The following is a 19630-nucleotide window of genomic DNA, read 5'->3' as shown; positions in this document are numbered from 1 at the left end:
TCATGGGAAATTTTAACATTGACACCATTTTTCAGCAGTACTTATGGCCATTTTTTGCTTTTGGTTTTATTGGAGTACTCCTGTACGGTATTACTAGAAACTTTAAAGCGCTAAGTGGAAGCGATGGGGAATCGAGAAAAGAAGGCTTGATTGATTTAGCCTGGCTTATTGGCTATGCTTTAGCAGCAATTGGCGTTATCACGGCAGTTGTAGCTGCTATCCGAGCTTTTAAGCCGTCACTGTCATGAGTAGAAAAGTGTTTAAGGTGCGAAAAGGAATTGAAGCTGAGCCTCTAGTATGGGGGCTCACTATTCCTTATTGGGGAATGGTGACATTAGCAGGGGCAACCTTAATAATTATTGGGCTTATGATGATTTTCATAAACCTTCAAAACGGTGGTGGTAAATGGTACTATGGACTATACCTTCTGATGTTTGGGGGAATTGCACTTTTCATCATTAAGTTGTTCCTAGAGTCCATTTCTAAACCCAAAAAACACAAATTTTCTAAAAAAGAAGTGTATTTAAATCAAAGTGATCTAATCGAGAATCTATAATGGAAGTAACAGCGCAACAAGCTTATTCAATAATGGGAGTGGTGGGGGATTGTGTATTGAACAAAGATGGCTCAATCACTTTAGCTTATATATTGAAGAATCCTGAACCCTATAGTCTTGATGATAATAGGCTCGAAGAACGCTTAGACGCCTTCTATTTATCCTTAAAAGATTTGTCGGGCGTATATTACCATAAGCAAGATGCGTATATCAAAACAAAATATGATCCTGACGAGCACGGTTATAGTAATACGTTTTTATCTACCGCTGAAAAAGAGCATTTCAGGGGTAGGGAATATCTAAAGCACCACAGTATTATATCTTTTACACTGATCGGTCTGGAATCTTTGGATAAAGCCTATCAGGCTAATGCTCGAAAATGGGACGAACATTTGTTAAAAAGTGATTTCGTACGGTTGGAAGATTTTATCAGTACCGTTGAAAATTCAGTTGGTGTATTAAAAAATATTTATGAGACTTCTATACAGAGGCTTTCTACCGAGGAATTAAAATTCTACCTCTTTGAATTTGTAAACGGGTTTAATGATGATGGAGGAATCCGAGATCTCAAATTTAATGAGCGTTTTACACTTGGAACTGCTACAGGTAGTTTTTTGGCGATATCAGACGAAACCTATCTTCCTGAAAGTTATTCGGCCATCATTGACGACGACACGATTCATTCGCCGAATGCAAAATTATCAATGGGGCGTTTCGACGCTTTAGGTATTAATTTTCATGCGAACCATATCGTTAATCAAATTATATTTTTTGAAGGTAATGAAAAACTAAAAGGGAAGCTAAGGGATAGAATTAAGAAACACGGCCAATTTAGGCGCTTTGCACCCGACATTAACCACCGATTTAACAAATTAGTAGAGTTTGAAGAGGAAATCATCGAAAACAACGAATTGTTGGTTCGAGTCCACTTTAATGTAATGATTTGGGATGAAGATATAGAAGCCCTTGGCCAAGCGGAAAAGGAAGCAAAACGAATACTAAAAATACGGGATTTTAAACACTACGTACCTTCTTATGGAGGTCTTTATAATATCTTCCTCGGATCAGTAATAGGACGAAATAAAAAGCTCTCCTTAAATTATTTCTTTATTACAGAACTTTCTTTAGCTCTCACACTAAGTGTCAACTATTCTCCTTTTCAGGATGATCCCGAAGGTGTATTGTTCACGGATAGGATTTTTCAAATTCCAAAAAAGGTAGATTTGTGGTCGGGAGCGTCTAGAAAACTACCCGCAAGAAACGGTATTATTTTCGCCAGTACCGGGGGAGGTAAATCAGCCACCGCACAAACTATCGTACAGCAATTTCTAGAACAGGGAGTAAAGACTATCGTTGTCGAGTTTGGGTCGTCTTTTAAGGCTTTGTCACAACTTTATAAGGATCGGTCTGCTTTAATATCTTATAGTTCTGATATGCCACTGGGCATAAACCCATTTTACATAAAAGACGCTACTGAGCTTACGCCTGATAAAATCAAAACGTTATCGACTATCGTGCTTAAATATTGGAGACAGCCGATTATGAATGTTGACAATAACCAATATGTAGCCTTACAGAAGATCATTAGGGATTATTATAATAATGCATCTGCACCGTACAATTTTCCGTCGTTCTATAATTTCGTTAAAGAGCACTTTAAAGAAATTATAGAAAGGTTAGAACTTCCTGAAAAATATTTTGATGTAGAAAGTTTCTTACACGTTTGTAGCGAGTTTATGCCTAACGGGATTTACGAAAATGTATGTGCTCCTTCGGAAGATACTGAAAGATTGATTCGCGAAAACGATTTTATCGTTTTTGAACTAACTGCAATTAAAAAAGACCCTTTTCTTATTTCGATAATCATGACTGCGCTTTTCGATACTATCGAAAACAAGATTCTTTCCGATCGATCCACAAAAGGTATTTTGATTTTTGACGAGTATGCCGAAACACAAGCTTTAAGAGATATGTTTTCAGGCGACGATATCCATAGTACGGTTGCCTATGCTTATCAAAAGTTTAGAAAAGAAAACGGAGCGATTTACACTATTGTCCAGTCTCCCGTTCAACTTCCTAAGAATGAACATACACTAGGTATTATTGCTAATACTCAGTTGCTATACGTCCTACCAACGACCGAGACTGTTTATGATGCCATTATCGAATCTTTTTCCATGAAAAACCAAGCCCACATTAATCTGATGAAATCAATAAGTTGGGACTATGAGTGTAAAAGACCTTACAACGAAGTGTTTATTCGATTTATGGATAAATATGCCGTTGCACACAAAATTGAGTTTTCTAGTGAGAAAAAATTAACATTTCAAACGGATGGTGAGAAGTGGAACGCCATTCAAAAATTATATGCAGAAAACGGAGACTTTCCACGATCGATTTATGAATACATGTTACAAGAAAATGAACAAATTAATCCAAAAATGCTTAATCGCTTCGCTCCTGATCTTCGCAAGTAATCAGGTCCAAGCGCAATGGGCTGTTTTTGACGCAAGTAATTTCACGCAGACGTTAAAGCTTGCACAAGAGACAGCAAATCAAACCAGATACCTTTCTGACACCTACAAAGAGATCAGAAAAGCTAACGAGGTTTTAACCAAGATATCGAATACACTTGCCAGTATTACGATGATTAATGAAATTATTCAGGAACAAACCACATTAGTAGGGAGAGCAACAAATACACTTCAAAATATAAGGAATCATAAAAACACCAATCCTCGTCTGCTCAATCAATTCACCAAAAGTATAGATCATATCATGATTGCTAACAAAAGCAACGTTGAGTTTTTAAAATCATTTATGAAAGAGGGATTGTCGATGAGTGACGGAGAGCGCCTACAGCTTGCCCTAGAGGTTCGGAAACAAACAAAACAAAGGGATGATGAACTAAAGCAGATTGATGCTCGTGCACGAGTTGTTTTTGAAACTCTCGGTGTCTATAAATCAATGGACAGAAAATAATTATTATATGGATACCAGTATATTTTATGGTTGGAGCGAAATCGAGGCGGTCTATCAGTCAATTAAAACCAATAACATGGGGATTGCCCTGTATATGGTTGCAATAAGTATTGCGCTTGTAGTCATGATATCAAAAGGAGGCGCATCATTTCCTAAAATGATTGATAGCGAAACGGGATCAATTGATTTCAAAGCCTTTCTAACTACTTTATATCCTTACTTGATCGGATTAATAGTTGTTTCGGCTTTACCTGTTATAATCTCTACTATTGAAAAGGCGCTTTCTTTTATTGAACAGTCCACCATGTCCAGTTTAGGACACACGAGACCTAAAAAGATCGCTGATGCTTTAGAGGAGGAATTGATCGAAAAGATGGCTAATGGGGGAATTTTGGGAATTATCAATATGGATATAACTCATATGCTCGATATGGTTGGGATTCTAGTATTCAAACCATTATTTGCGATGATCGATCAATACATGTTTGCAGGTGCTATAGCCATTAGATACATGTATCTTTTAGGGCTTGAATTAGTTGCACCAATTGCAGTTGTAGGTCTTATTTCTGAGAAAACAGAATCATGGTTTTTTACTTGGTGTAAAAATATGTTAGCGTGTTATATGATGATTCCGATGTTTCTTATCGCACTAAATATGGCAGAAGGTTTAAAAACTTATTTAATTACAGATGGGGGAATTACGACTTTTGCCCTTTTTGTAGTTTGTATGTTAAAATTCGCACTACTTAAGTTTTCGGCTAATCTAGTTTTCAAATTGATATAAAATGAGTTTACTATCACCTAAAAAGGGTGCTATCGCACAAGGTAAAAAAGAAGATGCAAAGCGTTTTGATACACCTGTAGCAAAAACGATAAGAGGATACGACGATTTACTGGAAGCCAAACGGTCAACATCCAATACAATAAAAATAGCAATCGGTCTATGCGTGTTTTTTGGTTTGGTCATGATCGGTGTTATTGTCTCTGTTCATGTTTCTACAGTCAATGCTGTTAAGGTCGTTGATCAAAATGGGAGTGTTCTTCCAAGTACTTTAGGTACACAGGAAAATTTATTGACTTCGTTCGTAGAGACTCATTGCGCCAATACGGTATATTATTTAAACACCTTTGACCGATTGACGATCAAAGAGCATCAAGCAAGAGCGTTATTTCTAGTAAATGCTGACGATGCCAATAGGATATTTGACCAGTTTACAGCACAGAACTTTTATGCTGATGCTCTGACTAGAGGGGTAGTCTTTACAACTAAATATGACAAACTGCTTGGTCTTGACGTAACAAAAGAACCTTATAGAGTTCGCTTTCAATCCATCATGACCGTGGCTGACAATGATCAGCCACCAGTTCGTTTTTTGGTTATATCCGAAGGTGAAATATCTAATTTTTCAGCCCAATATCCTGAAAATCAGGTTGGCCTATATTTTAAAAATTATTCACAGGAATTTAAAAAATTAGAAGAAGATGAATAAACCTAAAATAATAGTCATTAGCGTTATAAGCATTTTAGTTCTAGCTTTTTTTCTTATCATCTATAAGGCGTTCATTGCTGATGATTCGCCTGAAACAAAGGTTAGTCAATCTACTGTCCCAAAGCTTAAACCAAAAGAGAAGTTCACCTATGAAGATATGATGAAATATAGAGAAGCCAACAACAAAAGTGTCGGTCGGGCAAAAATCAATATTCAGGGGGATACTTTAATCGATACCTTAAATTTCAAAATTTCAGAAGAAGGTTCCAGTCTATTTGCCAACAGTGAAGATATCGAAGAAGAAGATATTACGCCTCTAGAGGAGGAAACTCCCCGGTACAACAGTGCTTCAAATAATAGTGGTGGAGGTGGCCATAACAGCTATACTCCCACAAGATCAAACACTCCTACAAAATCAACGAAGGACGATCTTTACAACACGCAGGCATATACTGATGCTTACGAAGAAATTAAACACCAAAATGAAGCTGAACAACAATCTGAAACCTATTCGTCTGACCCTATTTCTGAGCCAAAGGACGAACCAAAAAGACGAAGGAGGGAAGGGTTTATCGGAGGCTCTACAAGTAGTAAATCTACTGGAGGTGGGGTAAATGTAATTGTATTTGGTGACCAATTAATCGATCAGGGCGAAAGCCTTAAACTTAGGGTTACCAATAATGCTAAAGTCAACGGGGTATCAATTGCACGGAATAGTATAGCATATGGTGTTGTGTCAAAAGCTCAAAATAGACTAAATATTACAGTCACTTCCATCCAATCAGGCGGAAAAAGTATACCTGTTAGTTTGACCGCATATGATGCCACCGACGGTATGGCAGGATTAAAAGTCACACAACAAGAAGTGGACTACTCCACTGAAAACATGAAAAGCCAAGCAGGTGAAGAGATTTTAAGTGCTACTGGCGTAACTTCATTGCCTATTATTGGATCATTAGGACGTGGTGCAAAAGACTTATTAACCCGTCGAAAAACAACCACTAGTATAGTTGTGGGGGCTAATTACAAATTGATCCTCAAATAATGCTATCAAAATCTTGGTTGTTCCAGGGCACCGGTTTCTGAAAGTGCTATCATTATATGGTGCTGCAGCTCCGGATCTGTTTTAAAAGTGCTATCACTTTGGTCTATGCACCGGCACGAGCTGCGCTAGATCACGACATAAGGTGATGATTTGTTCTTTGGACGTTTGATGAAAATAAATCCACTCGCGTATAAGCGGGATTAAACGGGCAATCTTTTCCATTATTGGATACGGGATAGCCCTATTTTTCCTGTACGCATTTTGTGGCTTGTCTCCTTCGGCAGACAGCTCCCTTCGGTCGGGCTGTTTATGGAAAAAGGAGATTGTCTTTAATTGTAGTGTACACTACGCATTAAATTATATTATGAAATATATTTACTTTTTTATTCCTTTCTTATTCGTTTTGACAGCTCATGCTCAAGACGAAAAAAATGTTGTAACCCGCAACATTGAGGTCGGTTATGACAAGACAACTTTTATTGTCTTCGGATCAGAAGTTGATTTTTTTGATGTAGGATCTGAAGACCTACTTTTCGAAATTACGGCCAAACCGAACATTGTGAAGCTTAAAGGTGCTGTTGAAGCTTTTGCTGAAACTAATGTCACTATCATAACTAAGAAGGGCGAGTATTACTCTTTTATTGTTAAATACAATCCTGATCCGAAAGTTTTAAATCATATTTTGACAACTGACGGAGCTCCTTTATTAATGGATCAGGAAGAATTTAAAGAGGAAAAACAACAGGCCGATTTACTCAAAGATTTTGATTATGTCGAGCAAAAGATTGCTACTGAGTCACCGAAAGTCTCCCAATCGGTTTTTGAGTATAGAATGGGACTTGCCGTATCAGGAATATACGTTTATAAAGGAAACATTTACTTTAATTTAGTTTTGAATAACCGATCATCCATTGACTATAAGGTCGACGCCCTAATGTTCAGCGTACAGCCACGAAGGAAGAGAAAGAGAGCGACCACCGCACAAGATGTTTATTTACAACCAATCCATAGTAAGAATTTACCTAAAGAAATTTTAGCAAACCAAGAATTGAAAAACGTTCTTGTCTGTTTTGACCCGTTTACGATATCAAATGATAAAGTATTCGATATTCAGATCGTAGAGAAGGACGGTAGCCGTAATCTAGCTGTCAAATTGCAGTCACGTCATATCCTATCAGCGAAGATTATTGAATAGTAAATATCGAAATATTTCATATTATTTTATTATTATATCGATATATTCCATATATTTGGGTATGATAATGATTAATTTATGGAATGAGTAATCACCGAATTAATTAAATCCTTAACTAAATACATTATTATGAGCAATTTACACATTATCAAATCAGCAATTGTTTGTTTAGCAGTATCGTTATTCACTCTTACTGGGTGTAGTAAAGATGATCCCAAACCAACAGAAAAGGAAATCATTGAAGATTTTCTAAAGAAATCCTATGAAGACCAGGTGAAAGCAGTTGATGAAGAACTTTCGAAGTGGGAAAATAAAACCTACGTTATGTCTTCTTTAATAGTCCACAACGAGGATGGCAGTACCACAGAAACTCTTGGTGTCGACGACTGCGCAAACTATAGAACCATTACCATTAAGGCTAAAGAAAATCAATCTGATACGAGAAATTACCACTTAAAGGAAATTGAGGGAGGCGAAGATTGTGGGGTGTATCAAGGAATCGGCATTCTTTCCTTAAGTAAGTCTGAATATTCGGATTACAAAGTGGTAATGAATTTTATCGATACTAAGAATAATGAACCCTTTGAAAGCTTTAAAGGAGTTTTAAAATTAATTGATGGTACGAGCAACTATTTTACAGTTTATGCAGGTGATTTTAATGATGCCGATGGCAAGTTCACGATTTTAAAAGAGTTCACATATAGAGCACTAGACAACTAATAAGAATGAAAAAACCAACACTTTATTTACTTGTTATCTTTAGTTTGTTGCTGACCCATTTAGTGAAGGCGCAACAAGGCCCATGTTACAGTGGACGAAATACGCAGACCAAAGGTTACACGGAATATCTTCCTTCGATTATTAATCCGTTAATACAATCCAGTAACACTTCCCCGTTAAAAATATACGATAAAAAAATTCGTGTTCAATTTTCTTGGGAAACGGCAACAGTAAATTTCTTGGCGCCAGCTTACTTTGATTCAGATGGCAGTAATAAAGTGTTGGAAATCTATTACACGAATGGAGTAGGGCCGACCGTTAATCTGCATCAATATCCAATTGCAAAAGTTTTTGATTGGTACGGTATCCCAAGCAGTTACCCTAGAATGGACGAGCACTATTTGGAGTTTTTCTATAGTGTCAATTCAGGAAACCAAACCCCTGCTGTAACGGTTACACCCCAAGCAGGAATGACCTATAATATTAAGCAATTAGCTCGTATTTTTCGCCACCATTTCGTTCGTCAAAGTACAAATGGGTTTTGCGCAAACTATACACCAACGGCAGGAGATTTTTTTGAAGGCAAGTATGATGGAACGACCCATCAATTTGAAGAATTTACGATCAACTCGGTAGAGGCTGATTTTACAAATCTGCTTGAAGGAACATATTTGAAATTTTGCAGAGAAGATCAGCAAATTGATCTTTATGATTATTTTACGGATCAGAACAATGTTTCTTTTGAAATATTGGATTCGGACAATAACGCAGTATCAAGCTCGAGTACTGTTAATCTAAATGATCTTGAAGCAGGAAATTATAAAATTAGGGCATCAAAATCCTATGCTAATGGTGATTTTACAAAAACTATTGATCTAGTTATTGTTAATCTTCCTTCGGCTGAAATCACAACTTCAATAGCTGATGGGTCGCTTTCGTTTTGTGAAGACCAAACCGTTAGGCTTTCCGCTCCCGAAGCTCCAAATGGAGAAACTTATACGTATAGATGGAGTAGTGGTGAAACGTCAAGAACCATCACAATTGACAATACTTGGGAGGGAACTGTTACGGTTTCCAATGGTTTTTGCGAAACTGTTTCTACTTCGACTAAAGTAACGATGAATGAGGCTCCAAAACCGACTATTCAAAACCAGTCGGGTGGCAATAATATTTGTGATGGAGAAAACGCTATTTTGGTTACTAACGCTATTGGGGACGCCTACATTTGGGAAAATGAGGACGGTGATATTGTCGGAGATCAGCAAGCATTTTACGCTACAGAAGCAGGAACTTACAAAGTGACTGTCGTATATCCCAATGGATGTCACAATACATCTGATCCAATTACCATTACAGTAAACCCCAATCCAATACCTACGATTACACCGACAGGCGAGACAGAATTTTGTGAAGGAGAATCCGTGCAACTTACAGCCTCTCTTCCTAATGGCCAGATTGCATCGTCTTATCTGTGGAGTAATGGAGAGACGGGGCAGACCATCACGGTTACCGAAGCAGGAATTTATACGGTTACAGCCCGAAACACGAACGGGTGTGAGCGAATTTCTGAACCTATTATCATTGAAACCAAACCCAATCCAAAACCCGAAGTTTCGGCCAGTGGGGCACTTGAGTTCTGCGATGGCGGAAATGTTAAACTTACCGTAACGAATACACAAGGTTCTACAGGCGTAGTTTGGAGCAATGGAGATTCGACCAATAACATTACCGTAACAGAGAGCGGAACGTATTACGTGACTGTTTTTAGGGATGATTGTAGTAATACATCTGAGCAGATTGACGTTACAGTTCACCCGAACGTAACCCCTACCATCCAAGCACTGGGGGATTCTGTTATTTGTGAAGGTGAAACGGTAAAACTACAAGTAACCAACCCACAGCCTAATACAACCTATACATGGTCTAATGGAGAAACGGGATTAGAAATGGAGGCCAGTTCGACCGGGCAGTATTATGTTATTGCCGAGAACGAATTTTGCTCTTCAAATTCTACGTCTATTCCGGTTGTGGTCAATCCAATCCAAACGCCCGAAATCATGGCCAATGGTATTACTGAATTTTGCGAAGGGGGATCAGTGACCCTTACCGTGACTAATGCAAGTGATCAAGACGATATTGTTTGGAGCAACGGAGAGACCACCCGAAGTATCACCGTTACAAATAGTGGTCGCTACTATGCAACGATCAGCAAGAACAATTGCCAACGGACTTCGGAATATATTGATGTTACCGTTTTCCCGAATCCAAAGCCAACAATTGAAGCTTTGGGAGCGACAGAAATTTGTCAGGGCGAAACCGTTACATTACAGGTTTCCAATCCACAACCGAACACAACTTATACATGGTCTAATGGAGAAACGGGACTACAGACAGAAGTTTCAGCCACGGGCAATTATTATGTGATTTCATCTAGCGAGGGAAGTTGTATGCGAAATTCTGATGCAATCAGTATTTCTGTAAATCCTATCCAAAAACCTGAAATCTCTCTTAGTAGTTCTCCAACTTTCTGTGAAGGTGGATCAGTGACCCTTACCGTTACCAATCCTACTGGTGCAGATGAAATAAGGTGGAGCAATGGCGAGATAGGTACTTCAATTACTGTAACAGAAGAGGGGAATTATTATGCAGTACTCAAAAAAGGGAATTGTGAGCGAATATCGGATGAAATTGTAACCGAAGTAGTTCCAAACGTTAAACCGATCATTGAGGCGATGGGAAGCGAAACGATCTGCGAAGGTCAGACCGTCACGCTACAGGTAACCAATCCACAGCCTAACGCTACCTATTTGTGGTCTGACGGTACCGAAGGAAGACAGGCTACAGTATCCACAAGTGGAAATTATTTTGTTACATCTCAAAATGGAAATGATTGCTCTCGAACTTCGGAGCCATTGGCCATCAATGTCCTTCCAATAGCAAAACCGACTATTTCGATTGATAATGAGACTACAATTTGTCAGGGAGACAGCATTGTTTTAACCATTAATGAATCGGGTTCTTCTTACCGTTGGAGTAACGGGGAGACAACCAAAAGTATCACGGTAAAAAACTCTGGAAATTATATTGCTTATATCAGCAATGGAGAATGTGAGAGAGCTTCCGAACCTATTAACGTCACGGTGAACCCAAACACCAAAATAGCTGTCTCTCAATTAGGGGAGACTGAATTTTGTGAAGGTGATAGTCTTGTGCTTTCTGTTATCAATGATGGTACCTACCTATGGAATACAGGGGAAACGACTCGAAGCATCAAAATTACTAAGTCAGGATCGTATTCAGTTATGGTAACTAATGATTTTGATTGTATATCTGAGTCAGAGGTATATGACGTTACGGTACATCCATTGTCTAAGCCGACTATAAATATTACTGGCCAGACTACCTTATGCGAAGGTGACAGCGTTGTCCTTACTATAAACGAAACGGCTGATTCTTACCGTTGGAGCAACGGGGAAACTACCAAGAGCATCACCGTTGAGAGCTCGGGAACTTATACAGCCTATATCGGAAATGAGTTTGGTTGCGAACGTTCGTCCGAACCAATAAGCGTAACGGTGAATCCAAATCCAACACCACAGATCAATATCGGGGGGAAGACAGAATTTTGCGAAACGGACAGCGTAAGACTTTACGTAACCCCGATTGCAGGAATGACCTACACGTGGAGCAATGGGGAAACGGGAAGCAGTATCACCGTTAAAAATAGCGGTGAATATTATGTGAGCTCTACCAACGAGAGTGGCTGTATTTCCATTTCGGAGACTGTAAACGTAACAGTACACCCGTTGCCAAAACCAACGATCCAAACTTCGGGCGTAACCGAATTTTGTGAAGGTGACAGTGTTGTCCTTACTATAAACGAAACGGCTGATTCTTACCGTTGGAGCAACGGGGAAACTACCAAGAGCATCACCGTTGAGAGCTCGGGAACTTATACAGCCTATATCGGAAATGAATTTGGTTGCGAACGTTCGTCCGAACCAATAAGCGTAACGGTGAATCCGAATCCAACACCACAGATCAATATCGGGGGGCAGACAGAATTTTGCGAAACGGACAGCGTAAGACTTTACGTAACCCCGATTGCAGGAATGACCTACACATGGAGCAATGGGGAAACGGGAAGCAGTATCACCGTTAAAAATAGCGGAAACTATTACGTGAGCTCTACAAATCAAACTGGCTGTATTTCGATTTCTGAGACTGTAAATGTAACAGTACACCCGTTACCAAAACCAACTTTGCATATTTCAGGAGAAACAACATTCTGCGAAGGAGATAGTATTGTCTTAACGATTAATGAAACGGCAGACTCTTACCGTTGGAGCAACGGGGAGACCACCAAGAGTATTACGGTAAAAACAGGCGCAAGTTACATAGGATATATCACCAATGAGTTTGGTTGCGAACGTGCTTCCGATCCAGTTGATGTGACGGTACACCCGAATCCAAAGCCAACAATAAGTTACGCTAGTTTAGTGGCCTGTGAAGGGGATAGCGTTAAACTGACAGCCTCGAATGGTGAATCCTATTTATGGAGTAACGGGGAGACTACCAAAGATATTTATGTCAAATATCCATCCAGTTATTCTGTTATTGTAACCAATGAAAACGGTTGTTCGAATGTTAGTGATACCGTCGCTGTAGATATCTTGCCGAACGATGTTCCTACGATCACATCGAGCAACGGCACAAATTTATGTGAGGGGGAAAGTACAACCCTTACAGCTTCAAAAGGAGCTTTCTATTTATGGAATACCGGAGAAACGACACAGTCGATAGAAGCTACAAAAGGTGGTAAATATTGGGTAACGGTAACCAATGATAATGGCTGTAGTAGAACCAGTACAGAACATGAGTTGATTGTACATTCTCCGTTAGAACTGAACAGGATTCCCGATCAGCAGATTTGTATAAATGGCGGTAAGCTAAATCTTGACGAGATAAACACCAACGAATTAGGAGGGGTTTACGAAGGTGAAGGAGTAACTTACAATACTTTTGATCCTAACCAAGTCGGTGAGGGCGTATACAAGATCACCTATACCTTTACAACTGAATTTGGTTGCATAAGCAGTACTGAATTTACTATTGAAGTAGTACCAATTGAGGTTCTTGAAGTAGGAGAAGACATCGAAGTATGTCTGAATGCAGACGATATCCTTTTACAAGTTGAGGGGCTTCCTGTAGGGGTTACTTTCGAAGGAAACGGAGTTACTGGAAATCTATTCAAACCAGAGGATGCAGGGGTAGGTATCCATGAGATTTTATATACCTATTCAAATAATTTCGGTTGTATTTCGACCGCGAGAAGGATCATAACCGTGACGCCTGTTCCAACCGCTCCCGAAGTCAGCGGAAATAATCCAACATGTAATAATAATGCTATTACATTGCTTGCCACTTCGAGCATTTTGGATAACTCACCGATTACCTATAACTGGTATCGTGAAGGTGAGGAGGAACCTTTTGACACGGGTCAACAAATTCGATATATCGTAACCAAGAACGAAAAAATATATGTGGAGGCCATATCCAACAAAGGGTGTCCGTCAGAGAGAACAGAAGTAGTTATCACTTCATACACGCCCGAGGTGCGATTGACAGCCTCGGCCACCACCATTGCGCAGGGATCTTCAGTGCAATTTACTTTACAAGATTTGCCCACATCAAACCCGTCTGTACGTTGGGAATATGATTTTGGTGATGGATTTAGATCAACAGAGCGGAATCCACTTCACTACTACAATAAAGCAGGTGTTTATACCGTGAGGGTGAAGGCTTATTCTGAACAGGACTGTTTCGTAGAAATAATCGAGATCGATTTTATCGTTGTAGAAGAAAACCCGATCGTGATCGATCCGCCAATCACAGGCGAAGAGCCGATCGAGGATACTAATCCATTCTATAAGACGATCGTTTATCCGAATCCTATTAAGGTAGGGGAACAAGCCTTAGTCAGAGTCTTCAATAATAAAAGCGGATCAGCAAAGGCGACCCTTCAAGTATATACGATTTCTGGAACGCCAATTTTTGAACAGTACTTAAATCTTGCTACGGGACAAAATGAAATTCCTGTTGAGAATCTAGATCGCCTAATGGCAAACACCTATTACTTGTTTGTGGTCAAATTTGACGATGGACGTGCTGAAACTATTAAAGTATTGATTTTATAACCATGATAAAGAAACTTAGTTTATACCTAGCGCTAATAGCCTCTGCTGTTACGGGATGTAGTGATAGAGACGACGGTTTTCGGGAGTTCAACTCAAAACCAAGTATTCAGATTGTAAAATCGCAAGCTGATACCGTTGCCCTGGTAAACTCCTTTACTGATAGTATCCGCTATTATAGTGATACAACCACTTATTATAATGTCAGGTTGAGAATGGGGGATGCAGACGAAAACCTTTACAGATGTCAGGTGCTAATTGATTCGGGACGCATCGAGGCTTACTATAAAGGGGATGTGATGACAAACCCATCGTTAAGAGTGGATCAGGAATTTGTTGACCTTAGTCTAATTCCTAGACAGGTAGGGAAGAACAATATCACGTTCAGGTTAGAAGATAAGTTTAACGAAATCAGCGAAGCAAAGTTAAGCTTGTTTGTCTTCGATAACTTATTGCCTATTGCTGATTTTCAGGAATCTGTGTCAAACCCCGATATACATGAATATACTTTCGACGCTTCGGCTAGTTATGATCAGGACAGCAACTTCGGAGGTGAGATCGTGGCTTATGAGTGGAACATTAACGGATTTAAATTCACCACACCCGAACCGAATGTAAAGCACGTATTCGGACAGGGAGGAACATACACAATTCAGTTAAGAGTAATGGATAACAATGAAGCTTTTTCGCAGGTAATCGAAAAGAGGATTTCAATATAGCTCGCAATTATATGAAAATTAAGAATCAAATAACTTTAAGCCTTTTATTCGCTATTGGAATCGTTATGCCATGCTATGTACAGGCACAGGATCAGGAGAGTGAAAGCGTTGCTACGGGAGCTCTGACCGCGGGAGGCGAGTTCCTTTTGTATAACACAGATGTTCGAAGTTCTGCAATGGGAAACATGAAAAGTATCGGTATAACCGATGCCTTTTCATTGTACAGCAATCCTGCAAAATTATCCTATCAGGAAGATATTTTAGAAAATGATATTTCGGTCAGTTATTCGCCAGTGATGCCTAAATATGTCAATGATATGAACATATTCAGTATTGCGAGCAACAACCTGATCGTTGGTGGTCGTGGCCAGGAAAGCTTTTTAGCTTTTGGTTTTCAGTACTTCTCTATTGGGGCTGTAGAATTTACCGATAAACAAGGGAACGTTAGTCAGTTTCTCCGTCCGAAAGAAATGTCATTTAATATCGGATATAGTATGGAAGTGATTGAACATCTTCACATGGGTGTAACGCTTAAAGGTATTTACAGTAAACTGGTAAGTTCAGAGCCAACGGTTGATCTTTATAAATCAGCATTGGCAGGAGCGATAGATTACGGTCTTTATTTTGAATATCCTGTAGCAGATGATGCGCAGATCAATGCAGGATATGTCCTGAAAAACTTAGGGACTAAATTAAAATATAGTGAAGAGGGAGACCAAACCGGATTGCCTACTACAATGAATTTGGGTTTAGGATATACCAAGAGAATTATTGACGATAACAGTTATTTCTTTATCGGTGCGGAAGCTAACAAACCTTTTTTTCCGTCCGATAGAAACAACACAAGCCTTCTACCTGTAGGGGCAGGCGGAGGGATTGGATATTCAGTCGGAGCCGAGCTCATGTTTAGAAGTATATTTTCGGCAATGGCTGGCTATGACGCCAAATCGCCCGAATTTGGAAGCGTTGGCTACTTAACCACTGGGGTCGGTATCAACACCTATTTCAATGCAAAAAAACTTTCTGTTACTGCATCTTTTCTTACCCCTAGCAAAAAGGAATTTAGTTCAGGAAATATATATCGATTAGGCCTTTCTTTTTCAATCCTAGAAAATTAAAAATGATGAAATTAACAAACTATATACTTCTATTAATCAGCTTAGTCACGATTAGCGGTTGTGCAATGACGGGCATCAATAAAGAAAGAGATTTAGTCGGTGTGAGTACTCGTAAAACCAAGGTGTCAGCACCACCCTATGGGATGGTCTATATTCCATCGGGTTCATTTGTAGCCGGGGCATCCGACGAGGATATGAGTAAGAATCCCTTCGATCAAAAGAAAACCATCGAGGTATCAGGTTTTTTTATGGATCAGACAGAGATTTCAAATGCTCAATATAGGCAGTTCGTTGAATGGGTGAAAGACTCATTAAAAACAGATAACGTTAGCGAACTTACCTACACTTTTGAATACTTCGATTTTCAACAGGCTGTTGAGAATAGGGATGCCGATCGAAGTTCATTTCTGATTAAAGAATCGGTACACATTTATCCTGATACATTGGTTTGGATGGTAGATTTTCCTAACGCTGAAAACACTTTCCTTGTGACCGATTATTTTTCAAGTGGGCAATATGATAATTACCCAGTAGTAGGGGTTTCATGGAAGCAGGCTAAAGCGTTCTGCGCATGGAGAACTAACATGTATAACAGCTATAATGCCAAACACAAGAAGAACGAAGCTAAATTAACTTTCGACCTTCCTTCGGAATGGCAATGGGAGTATGCCTCTCGGGGGAAGCTTAACCAAATGCCTTACCCGTGGGGAGGCCCCGATATAATTGATTCTAGAGGTAATTACAGGGCTAATTTTAAAACAGGGTATGGAGACTACTCGAGTGATGGAGGAACCTATACCGTACCTGTAAAGCACTACAAACCGAACGCGTACGGATTGTACAATATGGTTGGTAACGTGGCCGAATGGACGGTCTCGACTTTTGGCGAAGCAGGATCTATCGGTATTCTTAACGATCTGAATCCGACCTATTCCTCATACCGGAAAAACGAGGCAAGGAAAGTAGCTCGTGGGGGATCATGGAAAGACGTTGCCAGTAGAATACTTGTTTCTAGCAGGATCGGAATCGACCAAGAACTCTCCAACTCGTTTACAGGATTTCGCACCATAGCATCTTATACCATAGTAAAATAAATACAAGCCACGATGAAAAGATCATTACAACTATTAGCATTTATATCCCTTATCGTGTTTTCGTCTGCTTACGGACAAGAAGACACGACCACCAACTGGGAACCACCCGTTGACGGTTATATCGGGTTAGTTAAGAAAGATAAGCGAGAGCCTATGCCACTTGCAGAATTAAAACCCGAAAATATATCTTATAGTAAACGAGTCTGGCAAGAGATAGACGGTAGATTAAGCATCAATAGAGGTATAACATCACCTGCAAATAACCTGATTAGTATTTTACTTAAACATATTAAGGAGGGCAGTATAACAGCCTATGATCCGACACCAAATCCCGACAAAGACGATCCCAATGGCGATGCTTTTAAAACCCGATTATCGCCAAATGAAGCCTTGTTTAGATTAACAGGGACAGATAGTGTTTTGGTCGAAATATATGATGAAAACGGAGAGGTGACAGATCAAAATTGGGTAACACCAGAGTTTAACCCTGAGTCAGTATTCTTATTCCGAATTAAAGAAGATTGGATATTCGATGAACAACGATCGGTTTTTGAACCTCGTATTGTTGGGATTGCTCCGCTAATAATACCTAGAATAAACGGGGGAATAGAGATCGGTATGTCAATGGATTTAGGAGATGGAATTGCTGATGATTTCGACCCATTTAACCCCATCTCTGATGAAAGTAATGCGGGTAACGACGTAGATATAGCAACTTCGGACTTTGATGCCTTCTCTATTCAGATGGATGCACAACCCGCATTTTGGCTTTATTTCCCTGAAATAAGAAACGTGTTAGTGAACGAATTTATTCCAAACGATTATAATGATGCCGAAGGACTCTCTTACGATGATTTCTTTATAGGTAGACATTTTGATTCTTATATCGTTAAGGTTTCCAATTCGCAAGACCTTAGAGTCAAAGATTATAAGAAAACCAAAGTTGAACAACTGCTCGAGTCCGAAAGGCTCAAAAAAGAATTAATGAATTTTCAAAGCGACTTATATAGACAATAAATCATGATGAAATTATCAAGACTTATATTACTACTAATTATTGCCATAGCCGTTGCCTCATGCGCTCGTCAAACACGAAAAGTAAGTTACAGCGTAAAAACAGGAACGTCATATAAAAAGGGTAAAAGTCCAAAAACTGGGATGGTTTATAATGACGAATCCAATGGGGGATTTATGGTTAATACCAAGTATAAACGGAAAACGCCCCCTGGGCTAGTGCCCATTGAAGGCGGAACTTTTGTGATGGGAGCTAATGCACAGAACTCCATGTCTTATTCCAATAAGATCACAAAAAAGCGGGTTACCGTTGCATCCTACTATATGGACGAAACAGCCGTATCAAACCGTGATTGGTTAGAATATCTGTACTGGATAAAAACGAACTACCCTGATGATCACAAAATGTATTATGATGCCCTACCTGATTCAACGGTTTGGGATAGGACTTCAACGGCCAATTCTCAATATTCAAAAATATATCTTCGGCACCCTGCGTTTCAAGATTACCCAGTGGTTGGTGTGAGTTGGGTACAGGCCAATGAATACTGTAGTTGGAGAACCGACCGAGTCAACGAGCAGATTTTAAGAGAAAAGGGCATATTAAAACCTTGGAAAGAGGTCAAAGAGTCAGGAGCAGAAAGTTATGTCCCTTTTAAAACCGAAGACTATCTTCAGGGGAAATATAAAGGTGAACAATTCGATGGTAGAAATATGCCAAAAGATTATTCCTTGAATGCTGATGCCGACAGCCGACGCACTGTAGGTATCGAAGATGGCCTATTGATCCAACCTTATAGGCTACCAACAGAAGCCGAATGGGAGTATGCTTCGGTCGCTTTACTAGCTAATCAGGATGGATATTTAACCCAAGAAAAGTTTAATCCCCGTTCTGAACACAGAAGCACAAAAGGATTAATTATGATGAACTACAAGCAGGGCAAAGGTAATAACATGGGAACGGCAGGTTATCTGAACGATGGAGCCGATATAACAGCTCCTGTAAGAGCGTATGAACCCAATGCTTTTGGCCTTTACAACATGCTAGGCAACGTAAATGAATGGGTAGCAGATGCCTATCAGGAAAACACGTATAATGGTACGAATGACCTTTCTCCTGCTGTTGGGTTTGGAGGGGAATCTGACCTGCTAGCGATGGTCGATCCCGTAAAACCGAGTTATGATGAATTTATCGAGCAACAGGCGGAGGACAATCAGAACGACGATTTAAGTGATCCTATACTTGATTCTCTTGACGTACAACTGTTCGGGATCTCGACACTAGTCAGTCCCAGTAGCCGTGTGATCAAAGGCGGATCATGGGATGATCGTTTACCGTTGGTGAATCCTTCTGCACGCAGATTTTTCAATAAAGAATCTTCTAGTGCTACAATCGGATTCCGTTGTGCAATGACAATGACTGGATCGCCCGAAGTCATATCCAAAAACATGAAACGAGCGTCCAAAAAGCGACATACATCAAGGTTGAGAAGAAGTAAATAA

15 protein-coding genes are annotated in these 19630 nt (G+C 39.6%); all 15 read left to right on the top strand.

The window, feature by feature from the left end; translation table 11 throughout:
* Positions 1 to 2: 2 nt before the first annotated feature.
* The 15 genes from FM107_RS04840 (at position 3) to FM107_RS04770 (ending at position 19630) form a co-directional block, all read left to right on the top strand.
* On the top strand, positions 3 to 248 hold the full coding sequence (locus tag FM107_RS04840) for a hypothetical protein (RefSeq protein ID WP_086947398.1): 246 nt from the start codon (positions 3 to 5) through the stop codon (positions 246 to 248).
* Positions 245 to 556 (top strand): hypothetical protein, encoded by a 312-nt coding sequence (locus FM107_RS04835; RefSeq protein WP_086947397.1) that lies wholly within the window; start codon positions 245 to 247, stop codon positions 554 to 556. Before FM107_RS04840 ends, FM107_RS04835 begins: the two co-directional genes overlap by 4 nt.
* The gene (locus FM107_RS04830) at positions 556 to 3033 is read left to right on the top strand and encodes a helicase HerA domain-containing protein (RefSeq protein ID WP_086947396.1); all 2478 of its coding nucleotides are present in this window, start codon (positions 556 to 558) and stop codon (positions 3031 to 3033) included. Before FM107_RS04835 ends, FM107_RS04830 begins: the two co-directional genes overlap by 1 nt.
* Positions 2978 to 3538, top strand: a complete 561-nt coding sequence (locus FM107_RS04825) for a hypothetical protein (RefSeq protein WP_086947395.1) — start codon at positions 2978 to 2980, stop codon at positions 3536 to 3538. The genes FM107_RS04830 and FM107_RS04825 overlap by 56 nt, the downstream gene beginning before the upstream one ends.
* A gap of 7 nt (positions 3539 to 3545) precedes the next feature.
* Positions 3546 to 4322 carry a hypothetical protein gene (locus tag FM107_RS04820; protein ID WP_086947394.1) on the top strand — a complete coding sequence of 259 codons (777 nt, stop codon included), beginning with the start codon at positions 3546 to 3548 and terminating at the stop codon, positions 4320 to 4322.
* A 1-nt stretch (position 4323) separates the two neighbouring features.
* On the top strand, positions 4324 to 5028 hold the full coding sequence (locus tag FM107_RS04815) for a hypothetical protein (protein ID WP_086947393.1): 705 nt from the start codon (positions 4324 to 4326) through the stop codon (positions 5026 to 5028).
* A complete protein-coding gene (traM, locus tag FM107_RS04810; protein ID WP_086947392.1) occupies positions 5021 to 6073 on the top strand; it encodes a conjugative transposon protein TraM in 1053 nt (350 codons plus the stop codon). Before FM107_RS04815 ends, traM begins: the two co-directional genes overlap by 8 nt.
* Positions 6074 to 6437: 364 nt before the next feature.
* Complete coding sequence (locus tag FM107_RS04805; RefSeq protein ID WP_086947391.1) at positions 6438 to 7268, top strand: DUF4138 domain-containing protein; 831 nt, start codon at positions 6438 to 6440, stop codon at positions 7266 to 7268.
* Between the two features lie 129 nt (positions 7269 to 7397).
* Positions 7398 to 7988: a hypothetical protein gene (locus tag FM107_RS04800; RefSeq protein ID WP_086947390.1), complete on the top strand. Its 591-nt coding sequence runs from the start codon at positions 7398 to 7400 to the stop codon at positions 7986 to 7988.
* 5 nt (positions 7989 to 7993) lie between these two features.
* Entirely contained in the window at positions 7994 to 14185 is a 6192-nt protein-coding gene (locus FM107_RS04795) for a PKD domain-containing protein (protein ID WP_086947389.1), read from the top strand.
* Between the two features lie 2 nt (positions 14186 to 14187).
* Positions 14188 to 14901, top strand: coding sequence for a PKD domain-containing protein (locus FM107_RS04790; RefSeq protein ID WP_086947388.1), 714 nt, complete (start codon positions 14188 to 14190; stop codon positions 14899 to 14901).
* 11 nt (positions 14902 to 14912) lie between these two features.
* On the top strand, positions 14913 to 16019 hold the full coding sequence (locus FM107_RS04785; RefSeq protein ID WP_086947387.1) for a PorV/PorQ family protein: 1107 nt from the start codon (positions 14913 to 14915) through the stop codon (positions 16017 to 16019).
* A 2-nt stretch (positions 16020 to 16021) separates the two neighbouring features.
* Positions 16022 to 17113 carry an SUMF1/EgtB/PvdO family nonheme iron enzyme gene (locus FM107_RS04780; RefSeq protein ID WP_086947386.1) on the top strand — a complete coding sequence of 364 codons (1092 nt, stop codon included), beginning with the start codon at positions 16022 to 16024 and terminating at the stop codon, positions 17111 to 17113.
* A gap of 12 nt (positions 17114 to 17125) precedes the next feature.
* The gene (locus FM107_RS04775; RefSeq protein ID WP_086947385.1) at positions 17126 to 18130 is read left to right on the top strand and encodes a hypothetical protein; all 1005 of its coding nucleotides are present in this window, start codon (positions 17126 to 17128) and stop codon (positions 18128 to 18130) included.
* Between the two features lie 3 nt (positions 18131 to 18133).
* Positions 18134 to 19630, top strand: a complete 1497-nt coding sequence (locus FM107_RS04770) for an SUMF1/EgtB/PvdO family nonheme iron enzyme (protein WP_086947384.1) — start codon at positions 18134 to 18136, stop codon at positions 19628 to 19630.

This window comes from Sphingobacterium sp. JB170, assembly GCF_900163865.1.
In the GTDB taxonomy this organism is placed as follows: domain Bacteria; phylum Bacteroidota; class Bacteroidia; order Sphingobacteriales; family Sphingobacteriaceae; genus Sphingobacterium.
Note: the sequence above shows the minus strand (reverse complement) of the source record. Positions and strands in the feature narration are given on the sequence as shown.

Coding starts and splice junctions, on each gene's coding strand:
- FM107_RS04840 (WP_086947398.1), top strand. CDS start 3: ATGGGAAATTTTAACATTGACACCATTTTTCAGCAGTACTTATGGCCA.
- FM107_RS04835 (WP_086947397.1), top strand. CDS start 245: ATGAGTAGAAAAGTGTTTAAGGTGCGAAAAGGAATTGAAGCTGAGCCT.
- FM107_RS04830 (WP_086947396.1), top strand. CDS start 556: ATGGAAGTAACAGCGCAACAAGCTTATTCAATAATGGGAGTGGTGGGG.
- FM107_RS04825 (WP_086947395.1), top strand. CDS start 2,978: ATGAACAAATTAATCCAAAAATGCTTAATCGCTTCGCTCCTGATCTTC.
- FM107_RS04820 (WP_086947394.1), top strand. CDS start 3,546: ATGGATACCAGTATATTTTATGGTTGGAGCGAAATCGAGGCGGTCTAT.
- FM107_RS04815 (WP_086947393.1), top strand. CDS start 4,324: ATGAGTTTACTATCACCTAAAAAGGGTGCTATCGCACAAGGTAAAAAA.
- traM (WP_086947392.1), top strand. CDS start 5,021: ATGAATAAACCTAAAATAATAGTCATTAGCGTTATAAGCATTTTAGTT.
- FM107_RS04805 (WP_086947391.1), top strand. CDS start 6,438: ATGAAATATATTTACTTTTTTATTCCTTTCTTATTCGTTTTGACAGCT.
- FM107_RS04800 (WP_086947390.1), top strand. CDS start 7,398: ATGAGCAATTTACACATTATCAAATCAGCAATTGTTTGTTTAGCAGTA.
- FM107_RS04795 (WP_086947389.1), top strand. CDS start 7,994: ATGAAAAAACCAACACTTTATTTACTTGTTATCTTTAGTTTGTTGCTG.
- FM107_RS04790 (WP_086947388.1), top strand. CDS start 14,188: ATGATAAAGAAACTTAGTTTATACCTAGCGCTAATAGCCTCTGCTGTT.
- FM107_RS04785 (WP_086947387.1), top strand. CDS start 14,913: ATGAAAATTAAGAATCAAATAACTTTAAGCCTTTTATTCGCTATTGGA.
- FM107_RS04780 (WP_086947386.1), top strand. CDS start 16,022: ATGATGAAATTAACAAACTATATACTTCTATTAATCAGCTTAGTCACG.
- FM107_RS04775 (WP_086947385.1), top strand. CDS start 17,126: ATGAAAAGATCATTACAACTATTAGCATTTATATCCCTTATCGTGTTT.
- FM107_RS04770 (WP_086947384.1), top strand. CDS start 18,134: ATGATGAAATTATCAAGACTTATATTACTACTAATTATTGCCATAGCC.